The organism is Pannonibacter sp. XCT-53 (assembly GCF_009915765.1).
In the GTDB taxonomy this organism is placed as follows: Bacteria; Pseudomonadota; Alphaproteobacteria; order Rhizobiales; family Stappiaceae; genus Pannonibacter; species Pannonibacter tanglangensis.
In genome coordinates, this window is sequence record NZ_JAABLQ010000001.1 from 213534 (window position 1) to 235335 (window position 21802).

Below are 21802 nucleotides of genomic sequence, written 5' to 3' on the forward strand. Positions count from 1 at the left end.
CCATGTCTCTCGACTCAATGCAGAACCAGCTGACCATCTCCGAAGATGGTGTCGAGCGCGAGCTGAAGGGGCCGGAGCGGGCCGCCGTTCTCATGCTGGCGCTGGGCGAGGTGCACGGCAAGCAGATCTGGGCGCGGCTGGACGAGATCGAGATCCGCCAGATCTCGGCCGCCATGGCCAAGCTTGGCCCGGTGACGCCCAACATGCTGCAGAACCTGTTCTCGGACTTCGTGCGCAAGCTGTCGTCGCGCGGCGCGCTGATGGGCAACGTCGATGCGACCGAGCGGCTGCTCGCGGCCTTCCTGCCCCAGGACAAGGTGGCGACGATCATGGAGGAAATCCGTGGTCCTGCCGGCCGCAACATGTGGGAAAAGCTCTCCAACGTGCAGGAGAACGTTCTCGCCAACTACCTGAAGAACGAATACCCGCAGACCGTCGCCGTGGTGCTGTCGAAGATCGACCCGGATCACGCCGCCAAGGTTCTGGGCATCCTGCCGGAAGACCTGGCGCTCGAGGTGATCAACCGCATGCTTCGGATGGAGGCGGTGCAGAAGGAAGTGCTGGAAAAGGTCGAGCTGACGCTTCGCAAGGAGTTCATGTCCAACCTCACCAACACCAGCCGCCGCGACAGCCACGAGATGATGGCGGACATCTTCAACAATTTCGACCGCCAGACGGAAGCCCGGTTCCTTGCCGCCCTCGAGGAGGAGAACCGCGAGTCCGCCGAGCGCATCAAGAACCTGATGTTCACCTTCGACGACCTGATGAAGCTCGATGCGGCCGGGTGCCAGACGCTGCTGCGCAATGTCGAGAAGGACCGTCTCGCCATCGCCCTCAAGGGCTCCAACGACGCGGTGCGCGCCTTCTTCTTCGGCAACATGTCCGGCCGTGCCGCGAAGATGCTGCAGGACGACATGGACGCGCTCGGACCGGTGCGCCTGCGCGATGTGGACGAGGCCCAGTCGGCCATGGTCAACACCGCGAAGGATCTGGCCGCGCGCGGCGAACTCATGATCTCGAAGTCGAAGGGCGAAGACGAGATCATCTACTGATGACATGCAACACCCGATGACCGGTAACCGTGGGAACCGCACATGACACGCCTGGGCAAACCGTCGAAGTTCTTGTTCGACAAGAACTTCAGCGAGCCGGAGGTGCCGGTGGTGACGGCGCCGCCGGAACCGGTCGAACCGATGATGACGGTCGCCGAACACGAGCGCCTTCTGGCTGCCGCCCGCGACGAGGCGCGCCGGCAGGGGCACGCCGAGGGGCTGGTCGAAGGCCGCTCCGGCGAGGAACGTCGCCTGGCCGAGCAGGTCGGCGACCTGTCGCGCGTGGTGGCCGGGCTGCTGGCGGAGATCGACGGGTACCGGGAGCAGACCGAGAAGGACGCCACCACGCTGGCCTTTCTCATCGCCCGGCGCCTGTCGGCCCATCTCATCGCCCGCAATCCGCTGGCGGAGACCGTGGCGCTGGTGGCCGAGTGCCTCGGTCCGTTGCGCGGCGCGCCGCATCTGGTCATCCGCGTGGCCGAGCGCGATGTGGACGCGCTGAAGGCGCGGCTCGATCCGGTGGTGCGGGAGAAGGGCTTCGACGGGCGGCTGGTGCTGCTCGGCGAGCCGGAGATTGCCCGCGGCGATTGCCGCATCGAATGGGCCGACGGGGGCATCCTGCGCGACCGCAAGGCGCTGGAAACCCAGATCGACCAGTCGATCAAGTCCTATTTCGAGGCCAAGGCCGCGGCACGGGCGAAGGCCCGGCAAGGCGCCGAGGCAGGTGCCAGGGAGACTGAATCATGAGCGATGACAGTGACCGCGGCCTTCCGCTCGACGAGCTTCAGCCGCAAGGCCGCCGTCGCGACGACCGTGACGACCAGGTGAGCACGGCGCAGTCGGCGGCGGATCTCGAGGCGGTGTTCGATGTGCCCGTGCGCATTTCCGCCGTACTCGGCCATTCCCGCCTGCATGTGTCCGATCTGCTCAAGCTGGCGTCGGGCACCGTGCTCGAGCTGGACCGCAAGGTCGGCGAGGCGATCGACATCTACGTGAACGACCGGCTGGTCGCGCGCGGTGAAGTGGTGCTCGTCGAGGACAAGCTCGGGGTCACCATGACGGAAATCATCAAGGCCGAGCGCTGACGCTCGGGCAGGAGAAGACGATGCGCTTGCTGATTGTCGGTACGCTGGGCGGCCAGCTCACGACAGCCTCCAGGATCGCGATGCAGCGGGGGGCCCAGGTCACCCATGCCGAGGATGCGGAAGCCGCGCTGAAGGTGCTGCGGTCCGGCCGGGGTGCCGATCTCCTGATGGTCGACGTCAAGCTCGACATCGCCGGGATCCTGGCAAGCCTCGCCGACGAGCGGATCCATGTTCCCGTCGTCGCCTGCGGCGTGGAGACCGACGCGCGTGCCGCCGTGGCCGCCATCCGGGCCGGCGCCAAGGAGTATATTCCGCTGCCGCCGGATCCGGAGATGATCGCGGCGGTCCTGGCGGCGGTCGCGCAGGAGCGCGGCGATCTCATCTACCGCGACGAGGCCATGGCCGCCGTCGTCAAGCTGGCGGAGCAGGTGGCCCCCTCCGATGCCTCGATCCTGATCACGGGCGAGTCCGGGACCGGCAAGGAAGTGATCGCGCGTCACGTGCATCGCTCGTCGTCGCGCTCCGGCAAGCCCTTCATCTCGATCAACTGCGCCGCCATCCCGGAGCAGCTGCTGGAATCCGAGCTGTTCGGCCACGAGAAGGGCGCCTTCACCGGCGCTGTCGCCCGCCGGGTGGGCAAGTTCGAGGAGGCCGATGGCGGCACGCTGCTGCTCGACGAGATTTCCGAGATGGACGTGCGCCTGCAGGCCAAGCTGCTGCGCGCGATCCAGGAGCGCGTCATCGACCGGGTCGGCGGCACGCGTCCGGTTCCTGTCGACATCCGCATCATCGCCACGTCGAACCGGGATCTCGCTGACAGTGTCCGCCAGGGCACGTTCCGCGAGGATCTGCTGTTCCGCCTCAACGTGGTCAATCTCAAGCTGCCGCCGCTGCGCCAGCGGCCGGCCGACATCCTTGAGCTGGCCGACTATTTCGCCCGGCATTACGCCCAGGCCAACGGCCTGCCGGACCGGCCGATCAGTTCCGATGCCCGCCGGGCGCTGACCGGAAATCCCTGGCCGGGCAACGTGCGCGAGCTGGAAAACACCATGCACCGCGCCGTGCTGCTGGCCAGCGGTCCCGAAATCGGGGTCGATGCCATCCGCATGCCCGACGGCACGCCGCTGATGGCGGCCCGGGGGCCGGTCGAGCGTGCCGCCGAGGTGGCCGAGGCTGTGTCGCGCTCGCTGGTCGGGCGCACCGTCGCCGATGTGGAGCGCGATCTCATCCTCGACACGCTCGACCATTGCCTCGGCAACCGCACCCATGCCGCCAAGATCCTCGGCATTTCGATCCGCACCCTGCGCAACAAGCTGAACCAGTACATGGACGAAGGCGTCCTCGTGCCCGGTCCCGGCGAAGCGCGGGGCGTCTGACACGCTGACCAGGAACGGGCCTGCCACAGTCCATGACCGACACCTCCGCCAACGATCCGACTGAACCGAAGCAGCCGCGTCCGCCGGTGCCTTCGCTCGGCCTGCCGACGATGGCGGAGTTCTGGGATTCAATCCGCAAGGGCGACGTCGGTCTGGCCGTCGGCGTGATGATCATCCTCGTGATGCTCATCATGCCGATGCCGGCGATCCTGCTGGACTTCTTCCTCGCCATTTCGATCATCACCTCGGTGATGATCCTGATGACGGGCCTGTTCATCCAGAAGCCGCTGGAATTCTCGTCCTTCCCGACCGTCCTCCTGATCTCGACCATGCTGCGTCTGGCGCTCAACCTCGCCTCGACGCGCCTGATCCTCTCCCACGGTCACGAGGGCACCGATGCCGCCGGACAGGTCATCCAGTCCTTCGGCAACTTCGTCATGGGCGGCAACTTCGTCATCGGCGTGATCGTGTTCGCGATCCTGGTGATCGTGAACTTCGTCGTCATCACCAAGGGTTCGGGCCGTATCGCGGAAGTGGCCGCCCGCTTCACCCTCGACGCCATGCCCGGCAAGCAGATGGCAATCGACGCCGACCTGTCTGCCGGCCTCATCGACGAGGCGGAAGCCAAGCGGCGGCGCAAGGAGCTGGAGGAGGAGAGCACCTTCTTCGGCGCCATGGACGGTGCGTCGAAATTCGTGCGCGGCGATGCCATCGCCGGCCTGCTGATCACCTTCATCAACATCATCGGTGGCATCATCATCGGCGTCGCCCAGATGGGGCTGACCTTCGGCGAGGCGGCCGAGAACTACACGATCCTGACCGTCGGTGACGGTCTGGTGTCGCAGATCCCCGCCCTGATCGTCTCCACCGCCGCCGGTATCCTGGTGTCCAAGGCCGGCGTCAGCGGCTCGGCCGACAAGGCGCTGGTCGCCCAGTTCACCGGCTATCCGAAGGCGCTGGGCATGTCGGCCTTCGTCATGGTGGCGCTGTCCCTGCTGCCGGGCATCCCGATGATCCCGTTCCTCGGTCTTGCCGGTCTGGCGGCCTGGCTTGCGATCAAGGCCGGCAACGCCAAGAAACTCTCGGCCTTCAAGGCGGCGGCCGTGAAGGCCGTCGAGACGGCGCCGAAGCCCCCGGCCGAACCGCCGATCACCGACGCGCTGAAGATGGACGAGCTCAGGATCGAGCTGGGCTACGCGCTGCTGCCGCTCATCAACGGCCAGCAGACCGGGCAGCCGGACCAGCTGACGGAGCAGATCAAGGCGCTGCGCCGGCAGATTGCTGCCGACATGGGCATCATCATGCCGCCGGTGCGTATCCTCGACAACATCCAGCTCGGCGCCAACGACTACACCATCAAGGTCAAGGAGGTGGAGGCCGGCAAGGGGACGCTCTACCCCAACCGCTTCATGGTGATGGATCCGGCCGGCGGTCAGGTGAAGCTGCCCGGCACCAACACGACCGAGCCCACCTTCGGCCTGCCGGCCACCTGGATCGAGGCCATCTACCGCGAGGATGCGTCGCTGCGCGGCTACACGGTGGTCGATCCGGCCACGGTTCTCTCCACCCATCTGACCGAAACGATCAAGGCCAACGTTGCCGAGCTGGTCACCTATGCCGATGTGCAGAAGCTTCTCAAGGAGCTGAAGGGCGAGCAGGCCAAGCTGGTGGAGGATCTCATCCCGACCCAGATCACCGTCTCGGGCATCCAGCGGGTGCTGCAGACGCTGCTGGCCGAGCGCGTGTCGGTGCGCGATCTGGGCACGATCCTCGAAGGCGTCGCGGAGGCGGCCGGCTTTACCCGCAACACCAACACCATCGCCGAGCATGTGCGTGCGCGGCTGGCGCGCCAGATCTGCGCCGCCAACATGTCGCCGGGCGGCTATCTGCCGCTGGTTGCCCTGTCCCCTCGCTGGGAACAGTCCTTCATCGAGTCCATCGTCGGGGAGGGGGATGACCGGCAGCTGGCCATGCAGCCGTCGAAGCTGCAGGAATTCGTCACCCTCGTGCGTGATGCCTTCGAGAAGGCGGCGCAGCAGGGCGAGGTACCCGTGCTCCTGACCTCGCCGCAGACCCGTCCCTTCGTCCGCTCGATCGTCGAGCGTTTCCGCGCGCACACGACGGTCATGAGCCAGAACGAGGTGCATCCCCGCGTCAAGCTGAAGACCATCGGGTCGATCTGAGGTGTGGGCCCGTTCAGACCGGCAGGGTCAGACCAGCAGGGTCAGACCAGCAGGGTCAGACCGGCAGGGTCAGACCAGCAGGTTCAGGCGCGACAGGGCGGAGGCGGTGCTGATCGCGCTGCCCTGGAAGGCGTTGTAGGTCTGCTGCTGCGACACGGTGACGGCCGTCTGGAAGACCGAACTCTGGATCTGCTGGGACAGCATCTGGGTTCTTTCGATGCCCTTGCGGCGTTGCGCCGCCCACGCGTCATTGTAGTCCTTCAGCGTGACGCGCTCGTTTCTCTGTCCGAATTTGTTGCCGATGCCGCTCATGAGAAAAGGGTGGCCGATCATGGTTAACACACGGTTAACGCCCGCAATCTGCTTCGAATGACGGTTGCCGCCGGTCGGCTTGCGATGCTACTCCGCCCCTGTCCGGGCTGTCCCCTGCCAGACAGCCAGACCCAGAGCGCCTCACGACAGACCTGTCCGGAGCCCCCATGACCAGCCTCAATCTCGACGGCTACACTGCCGTGCCCGCCGGCAAGATCGCGTTCGTTGTCACCTTTCTGGAGATGACGGCGCGTCCTGTGCCGCGGGCCCTGCCTGCGCCGGAGGGCGTCACGCTCGTGCCCTGGGTGAAGCCGGACCCGGAGACCTACCTGCCGCTGTTTCGTGCGGTGGGCGATGACTGGCTCTGGTTCTCGCGGGTGCGGATGCCGCGCGCGCGCCTGGCCGCCGTTCTCGCCGAGGACACGCGCACCATCCATGTCGCCATGGCCGACGGCGAGCCGGTCGGGCTTCTCGAACTGGACTTTGCGGACCCGGCAAATGTCGAGCTGGCCTTCTTCGGCCTCGTGCCGCAGGCAACCGGCCGTGGTCTCGGGCGCTGGCTGATGGAGGCGGGGCTCGACATGGCCTGGGCCCGCCCGCAGACGCGCCGCTTCTTCGTTCACACCTGCACCGGCGACAGCCCGTCCGCGCTCGGCTTCTACCGCTCCAGCGGCTTCGTGCCGGTGAGCCGGTCGATCGAGATCGTCGACGATCCGCGTCTTCTCGGGGTGCTGCCGGAGACCGCCGGCGCGCATATCCCGCTGCTGCGGCCCTGAGCCGGGGCGCGTGCCCCTCTCCCCTCCGCAAGGGCACTCTTGCCGCCCGCACTTTGCCACCCGCGCGCTGCCTCACTGGCCTGTCCTGTCCTTCTTGCCTCTCTTTCTGGACGGCCTGTCGCGCCAGCCAGTCTCCCCGCTCCATCCCTTGCGTGCCCCGTCCCCGGCCCCTTCGCCGGCACGTGACGGTTCCTCTGTCTGCCCGGTACGCGGGTTGGCAGCCGGCCACGGCCGTGGTGGCGGTAACAGTTAAAATGGCTTAAGAAGGGTTAACCAAACCGCCGACATTGCCGGTGGACGAGTGCAGTCGGGACGGGGCCGACGGTTTTCCCGCCGGCCGCTTCCGGTAAAAGTCCGCTTAACGATTGTGGCGTCCCCGAACCTGGAATCACCATGGCCAACGAACAGAGCAGCGGCTCCCCCACGAATGTCGTGCCCCACGCGAAGGTGCGCAGCCTGCGCGATGCCATTCGCAAGGTCCGCCTCGGCGAGGCCGAACGCGCCGATGTGGTGATCGAGCTGCAGGAGACCGAGCGCACGCGCCTCGAGATGCTGGCCGACGAGCTGACCGACGTCTTCCGCGAAGTGCCGGAGAACGACGACCAGTTCTCCTTCCAGATCGTCCCGGGCTCGACGCCGCGCCTGTGGATCGACATGACCAGCCACATCGCTGTCGGTGGCGACCGCCGCACCTACCGCTTCCTCAAGGACACCCGCCTTGGCCGGGTCGTCATTCTCGAGACGGCGGATCTGGACGACATGGCCGACTGCGTCACCGAATACATTGCCGAGCGCATCATCGAGCGCGAGCGCGCGCTGGAGGGGGACTGGCTCGACAAGCGCATGAAGGCCGCGATTGCCGGTGAGCAGGCAGCCGTCGCCTCCGGTCGCGCGGCCTCCGCCTGGGGCCCGGTGCTGGTGGCGTTTCTCGGCGGCATCCTCGCCGGCATGGTGGCCCTCGTGGCCTATGCCTGGTTCGCCAATCCGATGGGCTGAGCCCGGCGGCTCAGCGTCTGCGGCGCGGGATCGTCAGGTCGGCCCGGTCGATCTCCTCGATGCCGCCATCGATGGTCCGGAAGCCGCGTTCCTCCAGGCTGCAGGTCCAGCCGGCATCCCCGGCGGCGGTGATCGTGAACAGATTGTAGCGGGCCGCCGGCTTGCGGCCACCCGGCGCATGGCTTGCCGACGGCACGCCGATCACCGGCACCGGTCCATCCGGCCCCTCGATGCTGGTGCGGCTGTCGACATGCGTGTGCCCGTGCAGCACCAGTTCCGCGCCGGCGCGCTTGATGGCCGCGCGGACGCGGGAGGCATCTTCCAGCCGCTTGTACCAGCTTGTCGCGCCCTGAAACGGCGGGTGGTGGATCAGCACGACCCGGAACAGGCCTTCCTCGCCCAGCCCCGCCAGCACCTCGGTCAGCCGCCGGGTCTGGCGCACGCCGACCCGACCGGTGGCAAAGCCCGGCGCCGTGGCGCGGGCGGTCGACACGCCGACCAGGGCCAGCGGTCCGCGACGGCGGACATAGGGAAAATGCGCCGTGCCTGGATGAGCCATCGGCGTGCCGTCGCCGGTCATGAAGGCGCTCCAGGCCTCCATCGCGCTTCTCAGCGCGCCGGGAACATAGGCGTCATGGTTGCCGGGCACGACGGACAGGCGCTCGGGGGCCGCGACGGCGCCGAGCCAGGCGCTGGCGGCGGCGATTTCCGAGGGGAGGGCAATGTTGACGAGGTCGCCGGTCAGGGCAATGTGATCGGGGGTGCGCTGCTCCATGTCGTCGAGCAGCCGGGCCAGATAGTCGCCGCCCATGGCGCGCAGGCGGTTGCGCCGCCAGTTGACGTAGCCGAGCACCCGCTTCGACAGGAGCTGGAGAAGGCTCGGGTCGGGGAGGGGACCGAGATGCGGATCGGAGAAATGGGCCAGTCGGAACATGGCTGGCATGTTCTGTGTCGGCCCGGTCCGGTCAAGGGCCTACGGCTGCCCGGCATGAAAAAAAACGCCCGGGGGAGGCCGGGCGTCTTTTTGGGGTCAACTCATCGCAGCCGTCGCCGGCGCAGCCTCACGAGGCGCTGAAGGTCGACAGGGTTGCGCGGATACGCGGGTTGCTCAGGTCGATTTCCGGCTTCCAGGTGAAGCGGGAGGGACGACGGCGACGCGCGAACAGGGCGGTAAACATGGGGGTCTCTTTTGGTTTCCGGCGAGAGCCTTGCCCAGGGATTGTGCAAGTTGCTGCCCGCTTTTTCATCGGAATGAGCGATATATAATCCTTCTTCGCAGATGCACAATCCAGCTTTCCGGTAGGTCAGACCTGCGCGCGGCGCATGGCCGGTAAAGGCCGTCTTCACGTTTTGCCTTGAGAACGCCATCAAGGCTTGTCTTGGCCCCGGTGATCGGCATAAGTGCGGCCATGCAGTTCCTCCTGTCCATGCTTCCGGCCCGCCTGACCCGTCGCATCATCCATGGCGCCGCCCTGGTGCGCCACGCCCACACCCTCGGCGTCCGGGTCATCGTGCGGGATGCGGCCGGCTATGTGCTTCTGGTGCGTCACACCTACCTGCCGGGCTGGTATCTTCCCGGTGGCGGCGTTGATGTGGGGGAGACCCTGAGCGAGGCGGCGGCCCGCGAGATCTTCGAGGAGACCGGTATCCGCGCCCGGGGCGAGCCGGTGCTGCTCGGCCTCTATCACAACCGCGAGACCACCCGCCGCGACCATGTCGCCCTGTTCGAGCTGCCCGACTGGGATCCGCCCACGCGCTCGCCGGTGCCGAATGCGGAGATCGCCGAGGCGCGGTTCTTTGCGCCGGACCAGCTGCCGCCGGACATCACCAGCGCCACCGCCCGCCGGTTGGACGAGCTGGCCGGACGGATGGCCCGCAGCGCGCTCTGGTGAGAACGTGATTTTTTCGTGGACCGGCAGGCGCGACGCGTGTTAGTGCGATTCCCGTGGGCTGCACGCTTGGCAGCCGGAGCAGGATCACCATGATCGCATGCCATGACCAGCGACGACGACGTTGCCGACGAGACAGGATCTCGTCCGCCTTCGCGCGTCTGGGGCATGGCTGCTGAGCGGGACTTCCGCCTCGGCGGATCCGGGCAACGGACGTGACTGATGTCCATCTCTGCCCAGGATCCCCTGACCATGAAAGCCGACACCTGGTTCATTCGCCTCGAGCACGCCTGCGACGAGGCCGCCGTTGACGCCCTGCAAGCTGCTGCCTTCGGCCCGGGCCGCTTTGCCCGGACCGCCTTCCGCATCCGCGAAGGGGTGCCGCAGGATGATCGCCTGTGTTTCGTCGGTCTGGCCGGCGACCAGGTGGCCGGCTCCGTCCGGCTGACGCCGATCCGCATCGGCACGACGCCTGCCCAGCTGCTCGGACCGCTCACGGTGGCTCCGGAGTACAAGAACCGCGGACTTGGCCGGCTGCTGATGCGCACCGCGCTCGACGAGGCGCGGCGGCTTGGCGAAACGGCCGTCCTGCTGGTCGGCGATCCTCCCTATTACGGGCCTTTCGGCTTCGAGCACGTTCCGCTCGGCCGGATCGTGCTGCCCGGACCGGTCGATCCCAACCGCCTGCTCGTGGCCATGCTTGACGGCGCGCCGATGCCGGAGGGACCCGTCCGCGGCGGCCGCTGATCCGTCAGCGGCCAGAGCGGACATCACGCCCACCCTCCGCGGCGGCCGCTGATCCGTCAGCGGCCAGAGCGGACATCACGCCCACTCCCCGCGGCGGCCGCTGATCCGTCAGCGGCCAGAGCGGACATCACGCCCACCCTCCGCGGCGGCCGCTGATCCGTCAGGGGCCAGAGCGGACATCACGCCGACCCGCCAGCGGCCGGGGCCTAGCGACCCTCGCGGAACCAGGCGGCCGAGACCGCGCCGAGCAGCAGGGCGAGGCCGATGAGACCCGACAGGAGCGGGATGCGGTCGATGCCCTTCAGCACGCTCGCCTCGGTCTGCTTCAGGCCGATCCAGCCGGCGCCCGCATAGTCGTCGGCGCGTTTCAGCGGCACGAGGCGCGGGATCAGCGCGCCGCCACCGATGTCGGCGATGCGCTGCGTCACGCCGCCGGTCTGGGCGCTCAGCGGCTCCAGCCGTTCCGTCGTCGACAGCACGTTGCTGAACTCGCGCGGGTTCTGCGGCCCCACATGCACCAGCGCCGTCCGCTCGCCGTCGGTGGCCGAGTAGAGACCGATTTCCGTGGCCGCCAGGCTGGCGCGCCACAGTCCGGGGTCGGCTTCCTGGAGCGTCAGGCTGCGCGTGCCGCCGGTTGGCAGCGTCACCGTCACGTCGGCCGCGCTGTCGCCCAGGGTCTGGCGCTCGACGACCAGCTCGGAGCCGCGCAGGCTGACGCGCAGCGCCTCTTCCTCCAGGTCCGGTTCCTTCATCAGCCAGTGCGCCAGCCGGCGCATCAGCGGCACATGCGGTCCGCCGCCTTCGTACCCGCGCGCCCAGAGCCAGATCTGGTCCGACAGGAACACGGCGACGCGTCCGGCTTCCTCGCGGTTGAGCACCAGCAGCGGCACGTTGCTCGGACCGGTCATCAGCGACTGGCCCATGTCCACTTCGGCCTCGACGGCGCGGAACCAGCGGCTCCACTGCGGCGGGTCCGACTGGGCGCCGGGCAGGCCCCGGGTCACGGGGTGCCGGTCGCCGATGTCGGAGATGTCGGCCCGGAAGGGCGTCACGATCACGTTGCCGGTCGGGCGGGCCGGGAGCACCGGCGCCATCGGCGTCTGGTAGATCGTCGAGCCCTCGGCATAGTCGGGACCACCGGCGATCAGCAGCGCCCCGCCGGCGCGGACGTAACGGGCGATGTTGTCGAAATAGAGCATCGGCAACACGCCACGGTTCACGTAGCGATCGAAGATGATCAGGTCGAACTGGTCGATCTTTTCGGAGAACAGCTCGCGCGTCGGGAAGGCGATCAGCGACAGCTGGTTGACCGGCGTGCCGTCCTGCTTTTCCGGCGGCCGCAGGATGGTGAAATGCACCAGATCGACCGAGGCGTCGGACTTCAGCAGGTTGCGCCAGGTGCGCTCGCCGGCATGCGGCGATCCGGAGACGAGCAGGACGCGCAGGTTCTCGCGGATGCCGTCAATGGTCACGACCACCCGGTTGTTGAGCGGCGTCAGCTCGTCGGGCAGCGTGTTGGCCTCGAACTCGAAAATGTTGTGGCCGCCGTGGCCGATCTCCACCGGAACCTCGATCCGCTCGCCCGGGGTTGCCCGGAACTCGGTGATGAGCTCGCCGTCGCGCCGCACGCGGATCGTGGCCGGGCTGCCGCTGGCACCGCCGAGCGCGCCCGCATCCTCAAGGCTCAGCGTCACGGTCTGTTCCGAGCCGACAAGGCCGAAGCGGGGGGCGCGCACCAGCGACAGGCGCCGGTCGCCCTCGTCGGCGCGGCCGGTCACCAGGCCATGCAGCGGGGCGTTGAAGCCGAGCGCGCCGCTGGTCGCGGGGATGTCATGCACCTGCCCGTCGGTCAGAAGGATGGCGCCGCCGACGCGGTCGGGGGGCACGTCCGACAGGCCCTCCGCCAGCGCGCCGAACAGCGCCGTTCCGTCATCGCGCAGCGACGGGCTCACCTCGATGCGGCGCAGCTCGAAGCCGGGCAGGGCGGCGATGCGCTGTTCCAGCTCGGCGAGGGCTGCGGCCGTGGCCGCGTCGCGCCCGTCGAGGCTCTGGCTCTGGCTCTTGTCGACAACCACCGCGACCACGCTGGTCAGCGGCTCGCGGTCTTCCCGTTCCAGCGCCGGATTGGCGAGCGCCAGAAGGGCAAGCGCCAGCGCGGTGCCGCGCAGCAGCGCGCCGCGCACGCCGAGCCTGAGCGCGATGGCAAGCAGCACGGCGATGGCCGTCGCCCCGGCGCCGATCACCCACCAGGGCACGAAGGGATCGAAGGAAACGGACCACATCATCGACGTCTCCTTGTCACTGGCCGAGCCGTTCCAGCAGGGCCGGAACATGCACCTGGTCGGCCTTGTAGTTGCCGGTCAGGCTGTACATGACGATGTTCACGCCCGACCGGTAGGCATACTCGCGCTGGTCGGGATCATCCGGCACGGTGGGATAGAGCGGATTGCCGCTCTGGTCGGTTGCCCAGGCCGCGGCGAAATCATTGCCGGTGATCATGATCGGCGACACGCCGTCGCCGGCGCGCACCGGCCGGTCGGTGCCCTCGGGGCTCGCCTCGGAGGCTTCCACCCACAGCGGGCTGGTGGCGTAGCGCCCCGGAAAACTGTCGAGCAGGAAGAAGGCCTTGGTCAGCACATGGTCGGCCGGCACCGGTTCGAGCGCGGGCACGTCGAGCCCGTCGAGGATCTCGCGCAGCTTCAGCGTCGCCGGTGTGCCGGAAAAGCCCGTGGCCGACGCGGTGATGTGATCGCGCGTGTCGAACAGGATCGTGCCGCCGTTGCGCATGAACCCGTCGATCCGCGCCATGGTGCGTGCATCCGGCTTGGTGGCTGCGGCGTCCACCGGCCAGTAGAGCAGGGCGAAGAACGCCAGCTCGTCGCGCGAGATGTCCACCCCGATCGGGGCGCCCGGCTCCAGCGCCGTGCGGGCGGCCAGATATTGCGACAGGCCGTCGAGGCCGGCCCGGCTCGTCTCGTCGATCTCCGGATTGCCGGTGATGACATAGGCAAGCCGCGTGTCGGTCGCCGCCTCAAGCGCCCACAGGTCGTCGGAGGAGCCGGCTCCGGACGCGGTCTGGGCCAGCGCCGCGCCGCCCGGACCGGACAGGACGGCCGGCGCGGCCGTCAGGCAGAGGGCCAGGGCAATGGTCATGGCGGCGCGGGCAAGGCGCAGCCGGCTCACAAGTCCGGCCATCAGCAGCACGATCAGGGCATCCAGCATCAGGAGAAGGAAGGCGGCGGAAAACAGTCCGGCCCTGAGGTCCACCGGCTCGGCATCGAGATAGGGCCGGGTATCGAGGTCCTCACCCAGGGCAGAGACATCGAGCGGGGTCAGCGTTTCGCTGCCGGTCAGCAGGTTCAGGGCCCGGTAGCCATCCTCGGTCCCGTAGAGGCCGGGCGGGGTGTCGCGGCTCGCGGTCACGCTGGCGAAGCCGCTGGCGGCGACGGGCACCACGTCAGCGCGCGGCGGCACGAAGCTGCCATAGCCGTCGAGCAGGCGCAGCGGCGGCAGCACGGCGCGCACCTCGCCTTCGCTCACCTCCACGCTCGCGGCCTCGCCGGCTTCCGGCGCGGCGGCGGCGGCCGCGCTGGCGGAGGCGACGATGCGGCGGAGCATGTCGACATAGACGCCCGACAGGGGCAGGTTCGACCAGGCCGTGTCCGCCGTGACATGGAACAGCACCACCGCGCCGTCGCCGCGCCGACCGGCGGTCACCAGCGGGGTGCCGTCGGTCAGAAGGGCCCAGCTGCGCTCCGGCAGGTCCGCCGTCGGCTCCGCCAGCACCTGCCGCGACACCAGCACTTCCTCCGGCACGGTCAGTCCCGCGAAGGGCGAGGCCGGGGGGAAGGGGGCGAGCTTCTGCGGCTGTTCCCAGGACAGGCTGCCGCCGAGCGTGCGGTCGCCGGCACGCAGCGCCACCGGCAGCAGGTCGTCGGTGCCGCCGGCCGTGCGCGGCCCGGCGAAGCGGACCAGCAGGCCGCCGCCGCGGATCCAGCGGTCAAGCGCTTCGGCGGCCGGATCGGGCAGGCGACCGACATCCGCCAGAACCACCACCGAGACGCCCTGCTCCAGCAGTTCGGGCACGGCCTCGCTGAGGTCGGTGGCACGCGGCACGCGCAGGTCGGCAAAGGGGGCGAGGGCGCGCTGCAGATAGTAGAGCGGCGACAGCAGCGGCTGGGCCTGGTCGGCGCCTGCGCCGGAGATCAGGCCAACGGTCCGGCGGCGCCAGCTGTCGTCGATCAGCTTCACCGCGCCGGCCGCCCGGACGCCGTCGATCTCCAGTCGGGCGATGTCGTTGCGCAGCTCGCTCGGCAGGGCAAAGGTGGCCTCGGTGCTGGCCGCGCCGCCCTCGAAGCGGGCGGTCGCCTCGCCCAGCACCAGTCCTTTCGGATCGAGCGCGCGCAGCACCACATCGGGGCTGCTCGCCTCCGGCTTGCGGATGACGGTGGCCGTCAGCGCGTCGGCGGTGCTCACCAGACCGCCGATGCCGAGCGGCGTGCGGGCGTTGGTGTAGAGGGTCAGCGGGATGTCGCCGGCGAGCGCGGAAAGGTCGCGCTGGAACGCGCCGGCCGAGGGGTCCTCCAGTCCGTCCGAGATCCAGACGATGCGGCTCGGGGCCGTCTCGCTCACCGTCTTGCGCAGGGCGGTGACGAGTTCGGCGCGCTGCCGGTCCCAGGGGCGCGGTGCCATGGCGCGCAGCCGTTCGGCCGCCACATCGGCGGGGGCCGGGGCAAGCGGCTGGCCGGCGCCGTCGGCGGTGGCGGCCAGGATCACCGGCAGTTCGGCGGTCTCGGCCAGCGCCAGCAGGCCGTTGGCGGCCGTCACTTGCCGGTCCCAGTCGGTCGCCGAGGTCCAGCCGTTGTCGATGAGCAGGAGAACCGGTCCCGACCCCAGGTCGATGCGGTCGGCGGGCCGCCACTGCGGACCGGCAAGGGCCAGGATCAGGAGGGCCGCGATCAGCAGCCGCAGCAGCGTCAGCCACCAGGGGCTCTTCTGCGGGGTTTCCTCGCGCTTCTCGATGTCGACAAGAAGGCGGGTGGGCGGGAAGGTGACCTCCCGCGGGCGTGGCGGCGTGAAGCGCAGCAGCCACCAGATCACCGGCAGCAGCACCAGGGCCCCGAGGATCAGCGGCGTGGCGAAGGCGAGGGGCAGTCCGAACATCAGAGCCGTCCTCCCCGTGCGCCGCGCGCCTCCGCCTGACCGCTCAGCCGTTCGTGCAGCATCAGCAGCGGTTCGGTCGCCGAGCGGTCGGTGTGATGCAGGATGTAGCTCCAGCCGGCGCGGGCGGCGAGCTGGCGCAGGGCGTCCTTGCGGGCCGCGAGCCGCTCCTGATAGGCCTGCCGCCAGCCTTCGGCCCGGCCGGTGGTCAGTTTCAGTCCGGTTTCCGGATCGCGGAACTCGACCCGGCCGTCAAAGGGAAAGCTTTCCTCGATCGGGTCCAGCACCTGGACGAGGGCGCCGCGGGCGCCGGTGCCGGCAACATGGGTCACCCAGCGGGCGGTGTCCTCGAGCGGGTCGAGGAAGTCGGCAATCAGCACCACGTCGGAAAAGCGCCGGATGCCGGAGCTGTCGGGCAGGGCGGCGGGCCTGGCAAGGTGAAGGAGCGCATCGGCCACCCGCTCGGCCGCATTGCGGTCGGACACGGGGCGCGTCACGCCGGGCAGGCCGATCCGCTCGCCGGTGGAGGCCAGCATGTCGGCCAGCGCCAGCAGCAGCACCACCGCCCGGTCCCGTTTCGAGGTCCGGCTGAGGCTGGAGCGGAAGGCCATCGACGGCGACAGGTCCGCCCACAGCCACAAGGTATGCGCGGCTTCCCACTCGCGCTCGCGCACATAAAGATGATCATCGCGCGCCGACCGGCGCCAGTCGATGCGGCGGGCCGGCTCGCCCATGCTGAAGGGCCGGAACTGCCAGAAGGTCTCACCCGGGCCGGACCGCCGGCGGCCATGCCAGCCGGCAGAGACCGTGTTGCCGATGTGGCGCGCATCGACCAGCAGCTCCGGCATCGCATCGGCAAGGCTGCGGGCTTCGCCCATGGTTGCGGGCAGGGTCACGGGGCCGGAGGACGCGGCCGGACCGGCCGCCGCGCCGCCGTTCCGTGCGCCAGCCGGTGTGCCCGCCGGTGCGCCGTCCCGTGCCGTGGTCTGCGTGTCTGCGCCGCTCGCCATGCCCTGTCTCCCTGCTCGATCCGCGCCGCGACGGGCCGTGCTCAGCCGATCCTGGACTTCAGCCGGCCGATCACCTCGCGCACGCTGTGCCCGTCGGCGCGGGCGGCAAAGGTCAGGGCCATGCGGTGCTGCAGGACCGGCTCGGCCAGGGCCAGCACGTCATCGACGGAGGGGGCAAGCCGGCCTTCCAGCAGCGCCCGGGCACGGACGGTCAGCATCAGCGCCTGGCTGGCGCGCGGACCCGGGCCCCAGGCGATCAGCTTCTGCAGGTCGTCGCTCTGCCCGTCTTCCGCAGGCCTTGCGCCGCGCACCAGGGCCAGGATGGCCTCGACAACGCTCTCGCCCACCGGCATGCGGCGGACCAGTCCCTGGATTGCCGCCAGCTCCTCGCCGTTCAGCACGCCGCGCGCCCGGGCTTCCGAGGCGCCGGTCGTCTCCAGCAGGATCCGCCGCTCGGCCTCGAGCGAGGGATAATGCACGTCGATCTGCATCAGGAACCGGTCGAGCTGGGCTTCCGGCAGCGGATAGGTGCCCTCCTGCTCCAGCGGGTTCTGGGTGGCCAGCACGTGGAACGGCCGCGGCAGGTCATGCGGGTGGCCGGCGACGGTGACATGGTATTCCTGCATCGCCTGCAGCAGCGCCGACTGGGTGCGCGGGCTGGCGCGGTTGATCTCGTCGGCCATCAGCAGCTGGCAGAACACCGGGCCCGGAATGAAGCGGAAGGCGCGGGTGCCGTCAGCGGCCTGCTCCATGACTTCCGCGCCGAGAATGTCGGAGGGCATCAGGTCGGGCGTGAACTGGATGCGGCGGGCGTTGAGGCCGAGCACCGTGCCGAGCGTCTCCACCAGCTTGGTCTTGGCGAGGCCCGGCACACCGACGAGCAGCCCGTGGCCGCCAGCCAGGATGGTGACCAGCGCGCGCTCGACCACGCTTTCCTGTCCGAAGATGACGCGGGCGATGTCGGCACGGGCCTCGCCGATGCGGGCCACTGCCTTTTCGGCGTCCGCGACGATCGCGGCCGGGTCGGTGTTGGGGGAGGGGCTGACTGCGCTCATCGCGGACCTCTTCGCTGGACCTTCATCACCACCCGAACGGGCCATTGGTCATGTCACTTTGACAGCATATCTTAGCACCGGTAAGCCGCTAATTCTGGCAAGCGGTCGTCCTGCAACCCCGGCTTGTCTGACCTACGGACGGTGCGGCTGCGGCGGATCACAGCGGCCGGACATGGCGGAACGATGGCGCGGCCGGCGGCGGAGCGGGTCCGGCAGACCAGGAACAGGAACAGCTGATGACGCATCTGGATGAGGGACTGGGCGCGCTGCTGGCCCGCGCGGGCGCGGGCGCCGGCCGCAAGCCCCCGGTCGAGCGCTGGAATCCGCCCTTTTGCGGCGACATCGACATGCGCATCGCCGCCAATGGCAGCTGGCACTACCTCGGCTCGCCGATTGGCCGCGAGGCGCTGGTCCGCCTGTTCGCCTCGGTCCTGCGCCACGACGAGGACGGCTGTCACTATCTCGTGACCCCTGTGGAAAAGGTCCGCATCCGGGTCGATGACGCCCCGTTCCTGGCGGTGGAGCTGCATGCCGAGGGGCAGGGTGCGGCGCAGCGACTCACCCTGCGCACGTCGGTCGGCGATGTGGTGGTCGCGGGGCCGGACCACCGGCTGCGCTTTGTCGTCGAACCGGAGACCGGCGGGCTCAAGCCTTACGTGCGGGTGCGCGGCCGGCTGGACGCCCTGCTGGCGCGGCCGCTGCTCTACGAACTGGCCGGCCTGTTCGAGGACCGGGCAGGCGAGGTGGGCGTGTGGAGCGACGGGGTCTTCTTTGCCCTGCCGCCGGCTGCCGTCGCGGCCCTGTCGGGCGGCCTTGCCGAGGCCGGCCCGGGCGTTGGCGCCGGGGAGAGTGCGGCATGAGCCTGCTTGACCTTGCTCCCTTCACGGCAGCCGCCTTCCGCGACCGGGCCCGCGCCCGCCTGCCGGTGCCCGCCGATCTGGTCACCGGTGACCACGTGCTCAATCCGGACATGGGGCCTTACGCCAAGTGGGATGGCCCGCCGCGCGAGGCGGCCGTGCTCATCCCCATCTATGACCAGGGCGCCCGGGGGGCCACGGTGCTCTTCACCGAGCGCACCGCCCATCTCAAGGCCCATGCCGGGCAGGTCGCCTTTCCCGGCGGCAAGATCGACCCGGAGGACGGCTCGCCGGAGATCGCGGCGCTGCGCGAGGCCGAGGAGGAGATCGGCCTCGACCGCCGCCACGTCGAGCCCTTCGCCCGCCTGGCGCCCTATCTGACCGGCTCCGGCTACCGCGTCACGCCGGTGATCGGTTTCGTGTCGGGCCGGCCGCCGCTCACGCCCAATCCCGGCGAGGTGGCCGATGTGTTCGAGGTTCCGCTCGAATTCCTGATGGATCCTGCAAATCATCAGCGCCAGAGCCGCGACTGGCAGGGCCGTCCGCGCTACTTCTATGCCATGCCCTTCCAGACCCGCTTCATCTGGGGCGTGACGGCGGGCATCGTCCGCTCCCTCTATGATACGGTTTATGGCTGATGCTGCGTGTAGTCCTGACCCAGATCCTGTTCTTCCTGCTTCCTTTCCTCGGCTATGCCCTGTGGCTCTGGTTTACCCGCAAGGGCCAGACCGCCGACAACTGGCGCAACGGGCCGATCTTCTGGCTGGTGTTTTCCGGTCTGCTCATCAGCGTCCTCGGCTTCATCCTGATGGCAAGCTTTGACCGCATGCCGCAGGGCAAGGAGTACCGGCCGGCGGAGTATCGCAACGGCGTCTTCGTGCCGGGGCGTTATGAGTAGCGGCAGCCCGTCCGGTCCGCTCTCCGCACCCGGATCGTCTCCGGTTGCCCCGTCGCTGGCCGGCCAGCCCTGGCTGGCGGATCCGGCCCTGCAACAGGTGTTTGAGGCCATCGGCCGCGAGGGGGACGAGCTGCGCGCCGTCGGCGGCGTGGTGCGCAATTCCCTCCTCGGCGTGCCCGTGTCCGATGTCGATCTCTGCAGCACGGCCCTGCCCGAGGTGGTGATGCAGCGCGCCCGTGCCGCCGGACTGAAGGCCGTGCCGACCGGCATCGAGCATGGCACCGTCACGGTGGTCAGCGCCGGCCAGGCCTTCGAGATCACGACGCTGCGCGAGGATGTGGAGACCTTCGGCCGCCACGCGGTGGTCCGCTTCGGCCGCGACTGGGCGCGGGATGCGGCGCGGCGCGACTTCACGCTGAATGCGCTCTATTGCGCTGCCGACGGCACGGTCCACGATCCGCTCCGTGGCCTCTCCGACTGTCTGGCGCGACGCGTCCGCTTCATCGGTGCGGCGAGCCAGCGCATCCGCGAGGATTACCTGCGCATCCTGCGGTTCTTCCGCATGCACGCCTGCTACGGGTCCGGCAGCCTCGACCCGGACGGACTGTCGGCCGCCATCGCGCTGCGGGACGGGTTGCGGCAGCTGTCGGCCGAGCGCGTCGGCGCGGAGCTGAAACGTCTTGTCGTCGCCCCCGGGGCGGCGCCCGTCCTGCGCCAGATGGAAGACTGCGGCATCCTGGAGATCGTCACCGGCGGGCTGGCACGGCTGGCCCTGTTCGAGGCGCTTGTCGAGGCCCCGCCAGAGGTCCGGACCGCGTCCGGTCCGGATGCGCCGGTCGAGGGTTCGGCTCAGGCCACTGTCACCAAACCAGCGGCCCCCGGACCAACTGCCCCCGGACCAACTTCCCCCGGGCTGGCGGCCCCCGTGGCGCTGGCGGCGCTGTTCGGCTTCGTTCGCGAGGATCTGGAGCGTCTGGCCGCGCGGCTCCGGCTCTCCAACGCCGAGCGCGAGCGGATGCTCGCGGCGCGGAGCGCGGGAGAGGCGCTTGCGGCCGCCGCCGACCCGGAGCGCAGGCTCAAGGCGCTTGTCGTCGATGCCGGGCCCGAGCCTGCCGCCGACGGGCTGAGGCTGGCGATTGCGGCTTGCCGGGCCGGGGGCGGAGATCCCGCCGCCCTCGTCGCGCTCCGGCCGCTGCTTGAGGCCTGGCCGGTCCCGGTCTTTCCGGTTGGCGGACGCGATCTGGTGGCGCTCGGCCTGCCGAAAGGGCCGGCCCTCGGGGCGACGCTGGCCCGGCTGCGGCAGGCGTGGGTGGCCAGCGACTACGCCGCCAGCCGCGCCGACCTGCTGCGGCTCGTGGCGGCGGAGCTGCCCCCGGCCGGCTAGGCCCCCGTCTCGCCTGCCCGTCTCCCGGTCTTGTCGTTTCCCCGTGTCTTTTCCTCGTGTCGTTGGCCGGACTTACGGCCACTTCACCACGGGTGGCATGGACGACAGGATCGAGGCGACATTGCCGCCGGTCTTCAGCCCGAAGATCGTGCCGCGGTCATAGAGCAGGTTGTACTCGACATAGCGCCCGCGCCGGATCAGCTGTTCCTCGCGCTCGGCCTCCGACCAGGGCTTGGCGAAATTGGCCTGCACCAGCTTCGGATAGATGTCGAGGAAGCCCAGTCCCACGTCCCGCGTCAGGGCGAAGTCCGCATCCCAGTCGCCGGAGTTGAGATAGTCGTAGAAGATGCCGCCGATGCCGCGCGGCTCGTTGCGGTGCTTGAGGAAGAAGTAGTCGTCGCACCAGGTCTTGAAGGCCGGATAGTCCGCATTCCTGTGCGGCGCGCAGGCATTCTCCATCGCCTTGTGAAAGGCGATGCTGTCCGGATCGGTCTGCGTGCGCCGCGCGTCCAGCACCGGCGTCAGGTCGGCGCCGCCGCCGAACCACTGCCGCGTCGTCACGACCATGCGCGTGTTCATGTGCACGGCCGGCACATGCGGGTTCTGCGGATGGGCGATCAGGCTGATGCCGGAGGCCCAGAAACGCGGGTCCTCCGCCGCACCGGGGATCTGGCCCCGGAACTCGGGCGAGAACTCGCCGTAGACGGTGGAGACATGCACGCCCACCTTCTCGAACACGCGGCCATGCATCATCGACATGACACCGCCGCCGCCCTTGGCGCCGCTCGCATCCGTGCGCTCCCAGGGCGTGCGCTCGAACCGGCCGGCCGGCTGGTCGGCAAGCGGGCCGCCCAGGCTGCCGATCTCGTCCTCCAGCGCCTCGAAGGCCGCGCAGATGCGGTCCCTGAGGTCGGCGAACCAGGCCGGAGCGGCCTCCTTCTTGGCCTCGATGTCGGCCGGAACCGGGCCGCCGCGCTGGCTGCCGCCGTCGGGGATCTTGTCGTTCATGGGCTTTCGCGTCC

Annotated in this window: 20 protein-coding genes; 13 read left to right on the forward strand and 7 right to left on the reverse strand. The window is 69.4% G+C overall.

The window, feature by feature from the left end; genetic code table 11:
* Nucleotides 1-2 precede the first annotated feature (2 nt).
* From fliG to flhA, 5 genes are read left to right on the forward strand one after another with little or no spacing between them, the layout of a single operon-like run.
* A complete protein-coding gene (fliG, locus tag GWI72_RS01065; protein ID WP_161674948.1) occupies nucleotides 3-1052 on the forward strand; it encodes a flagellar motor switch protein FliG in 1050 nt (349 codons plus the stop codon).
* A gap of 42 nt (nucleotides 1053-1094) precedes the next feature.
* Entirely contained in the window at nucleotides 1095-1799 is a 705-nt protein-coding gene (locus GWI72_RS01070; RefSeq protein ID WP_161707634.1) for a FliH/SctL family protein, read from the forward strand.
* Nucleotides 1796-2137, forward strand: a complete 342-nt coding sequence (gene fliN / locus GWI72_RS01075) for a flagellar motor switch protein FliN (protein ID WP_161674951.1) — start codon at nucleotides 1796-1798, stop codon at nucleotides 2135-2137. Before GWI72_RS01070 ends, fliN begins: the two co-directional genes overlap by 4 nt.
* 20 nt (nucleotides 2138-2157) lie before the next feature.
* Nucleotides 2158-3513 carry a sigma-54-dependent transcriptional regulator FlbD gene (flbD, locus tag GWI72_RS01080; RefSeq protein WP_161674953.1) on the forward strand — a complete coding sequence of 452 codons (1356 nt, stop codon included), beginning with the start codon at nucleotides 2158-2160 and terminating at the stop codon, nucleotides 3511-3513.
* Between the two features lie 32 nt (nucleotides 3514-3545).
* Nucleotides 3546-5696 (forward strand): flagellar biosynthesis protein FlhA, encoded by a 2151-nt coding sequence (gene flhA / locus GWI72_RS01085; protein ID WP_161674955.1) that lies wholly within the window; start codon nucleotides 3546-3548, stop codon nucleotides 5694-5696.
* A 69-nt stretch (nucleotides 5697-5765) separates the two neighbouring features.
* Here flhA and GWI72_RS01090 read toward each other — a convergent pair whose 3' ends face one another.
* A complete protein-coding gene (locus GWI72_RS01090) occupies nucleotides 5766-6029 on the reverse strand; it encodes a hypothetical protein (RefSeq protein WP_161707636.1) in 264 nt (87 codons plus the stop codon).
* Nucleotides 6030-6175: 146 nt separating this feature from the next.
* On the opposite strand from GWI72_RS01090, the gene GWI72_RS01095 reads away from it, so the two are divergent.
* Nucleotides 6176-6784: a GNAT family N-acetyltransferase gene (locus GWI72_RS01095; protein ID WP_161674959.1), complete on the forward strand. Its 609-nt coding sequence runs from the start codon at nucleotides 6176-6178 to the stop codon at nucleotides 6782-6784.
* 393 nt (nucleotides 6785-7177) lie between these two features.
* The gene (locus tag GWI72_RS01100) at nucleotides 7178-7780 is read left to right on the forward strand and encodes a hypothetical protein (protein ID WP_161674961.1); all 603 of its coding nucleotides are present in this window, start codon (nucleotides 7178-7180) and stop codon (nucleotides 7778-7780) included.
* 10 nt (nucleotides 7781-7790) lie between these two features.
* On the opposite strand, the gene GWI72_RS01105 is transcribed toward GWI72_RS01100, so the two are convergent.
* A complete protein-coding gene (locus GWI72_RS01105; protein WP_161674963.1) occupies nucleotides 7791-8714 on the reverse strand; it encodes a metallophosphoesterase family protein in 924 nt (307 codons plus the stop codon).
* Between the two features lie 475 nt (nucleotides 8715-9189).
* Here GWI72_RS01105 and GWI72_RS01110 point away from each other — a divergent pair, with 475 nt between their 5' ends.
* Both GWI72_RS01110 and GWI72_RS01115 read left to right on the forward strand, forming a co-directional pair.
* On the forward strand, nucleotides 9190-9672 hold the full coding sequence (locus GWI72_RS01110; protein WP_161707637.1) for an NUDIX domain-containing protein: 483 nt from the start codon (nucleotides 9190-9192) through the stop codon (nucleotides 9670-9672).
* Nucleotides 9673-9921: 249 nt separating this feature from the next.
* Entirely contained in the window at nucleotides 9922-10416 is a 495-nt protein-coding gene (locus tag GWI72_RS01115) for a GNAT family N-acetyltransferase (protein ID WP_161709063.1), read from the forward strand.
* A gap of 206 nt (nucleotides 10417-10622) precedes the next feature.
* Here the strand turns inward: GWI72_RS01115 and GWI72_RS01120 are convergent, their stop codons facing one another.
* The 4 genes from GWI72_RS01120 to GWI72_RS01135 form a co-directional block, all read right to left on the reverse strand.
* A complete protein-coding gene (locus GWI72_RS01120) occupies nucleotides 10623-12701 on the reverse strand; it encodes a hypothetical protein (RefSeq protein WP_161707639.1) in 2079 nt (692 codons plus the stop codon).
* 13 nt (nucleotides 12702-12714) lie between these two features.
* On the reverse strand, nucleotides 12715-15579 hold the full coding sequence (locus GWI72_RS01125; RefSeq protein ID WP_161707641.1) for a DUF4159 domain-containing protein: 2865 nt from the start codon (nucleotides 15577-15579) through the stop codon (nucleotides 12715-12717).
* Complete coding sequence (locus GWI72_RS01130) at nucleotides 15579-16454, reverse strand: DUF58 domain-containing protein (RefSeq protein ID WP_161709064.1); 876 nt, start codon at nucleotides 16452-16454, stop codon at nucleotides 15579-15581. The genes GWI72_RS01125 and GWI72_RS01130 overlap by 1 nt, the downstream gene beginning before the upstream one ends.
* A gap of 173 nt (nucleotides 16455-16627) precedes the next feature.
* Nucleotides 16628-17641: an AAA family ATPase gene (locus GWI72_RS01135; protein ID WP_161707643.1), complete on the reverse strand. Its 1014-nt coding sequence runs from the start codon at nucleotides 17639-17641 to the stop codon at nucleotides 16628-16630.
* A gap of 236 nt (nucleotides 17642-17877) precedes the next feature.
* Between GWI72_RS01135 and GWI72_RS01140 the strand changes: the two genes are divergently transcribed.
* Genes GWI72_RS01140 through GWI72_RS01155 form a run of 4 tightly spaced genes read left to right on the forward strand, consistent with a single transcriptional unit; the run spans nucleotide 17878 to nucleotide 20780 of the window.
* Nucleotides 17878-18501, forward strand: a complete 624-nt coding sequence (locus tag GWI72_RS01140) for a DUF1285 domain-containing protein (protein ID WP_161674968.1) — start codon at nucleotides 17878-17880, stop codon at nucleotides 18499-18501.
* The gene (locus GWI72_RS01145; RefSeq protein ID WP_161674969.1) at nucleotides 18498-19136 is read left to right on the forward strand and encodes a CoA pyrophosphatase; all 639 of its coding nucleotides are present in this window, start codon (nucleotides 18498-18500) and stop codon (nucleotides 19134-19136) included. The genes GWI72_RS01140 and GWI72_RS01145 overlap by 4 nt, the downstream gene beginning before the upstream one ends.
* Nucleotides 19136-19396, forward strand: a complete 261-nt coding sequence (locus GWI72_RS01150) for a DUF6111 family protein (protein ID WP_161674970.1) — start codon at nucleotides 19136-19138, stop codon at nucleotides 19394-19396. The genes GWI72_RS01145 and GWI72_RS01150 overlap by 1 nt, the downstream gene beginning before the upstream one ends.
* Nucleotides 19389-20780: a CCA tRNA nucleotidyltransferase gene (locus tag GWI72_RS01155; protein ID WP_161707645.1), complete on the forward strand. Its 1392-nt coding sequence runs from the start codon at nucleotides 19389-19391 to the stop codon at nucleotides 20778-20780. Before GWI72_RS01150 ends, GWI72_RS01155 begins: the two co-directional genes overlap by 8 nt.
* A 72-nt stretch (nucleotides 20781-20852) precedes the next feature.
* On the opposite strand, the gene hemF is transcribed toward GWI72_RS01155, so the two are convergent.
* On the reverse strand, nucleotides 20853-21788 hold the full coding sequence (hemF, locus tag GWI72_RS01160; RefSeq protein ID WP_161707646.1) for an oxygen-dependent coproporphyrinogen oxidase: 936 nt from the start codon (nucleotides 21786-21788) through the stop codon (nucleotides 20853-20855).
* Between the last annotated feature and the right edge of the window lie 14 nt (nucleotides 21789-21802).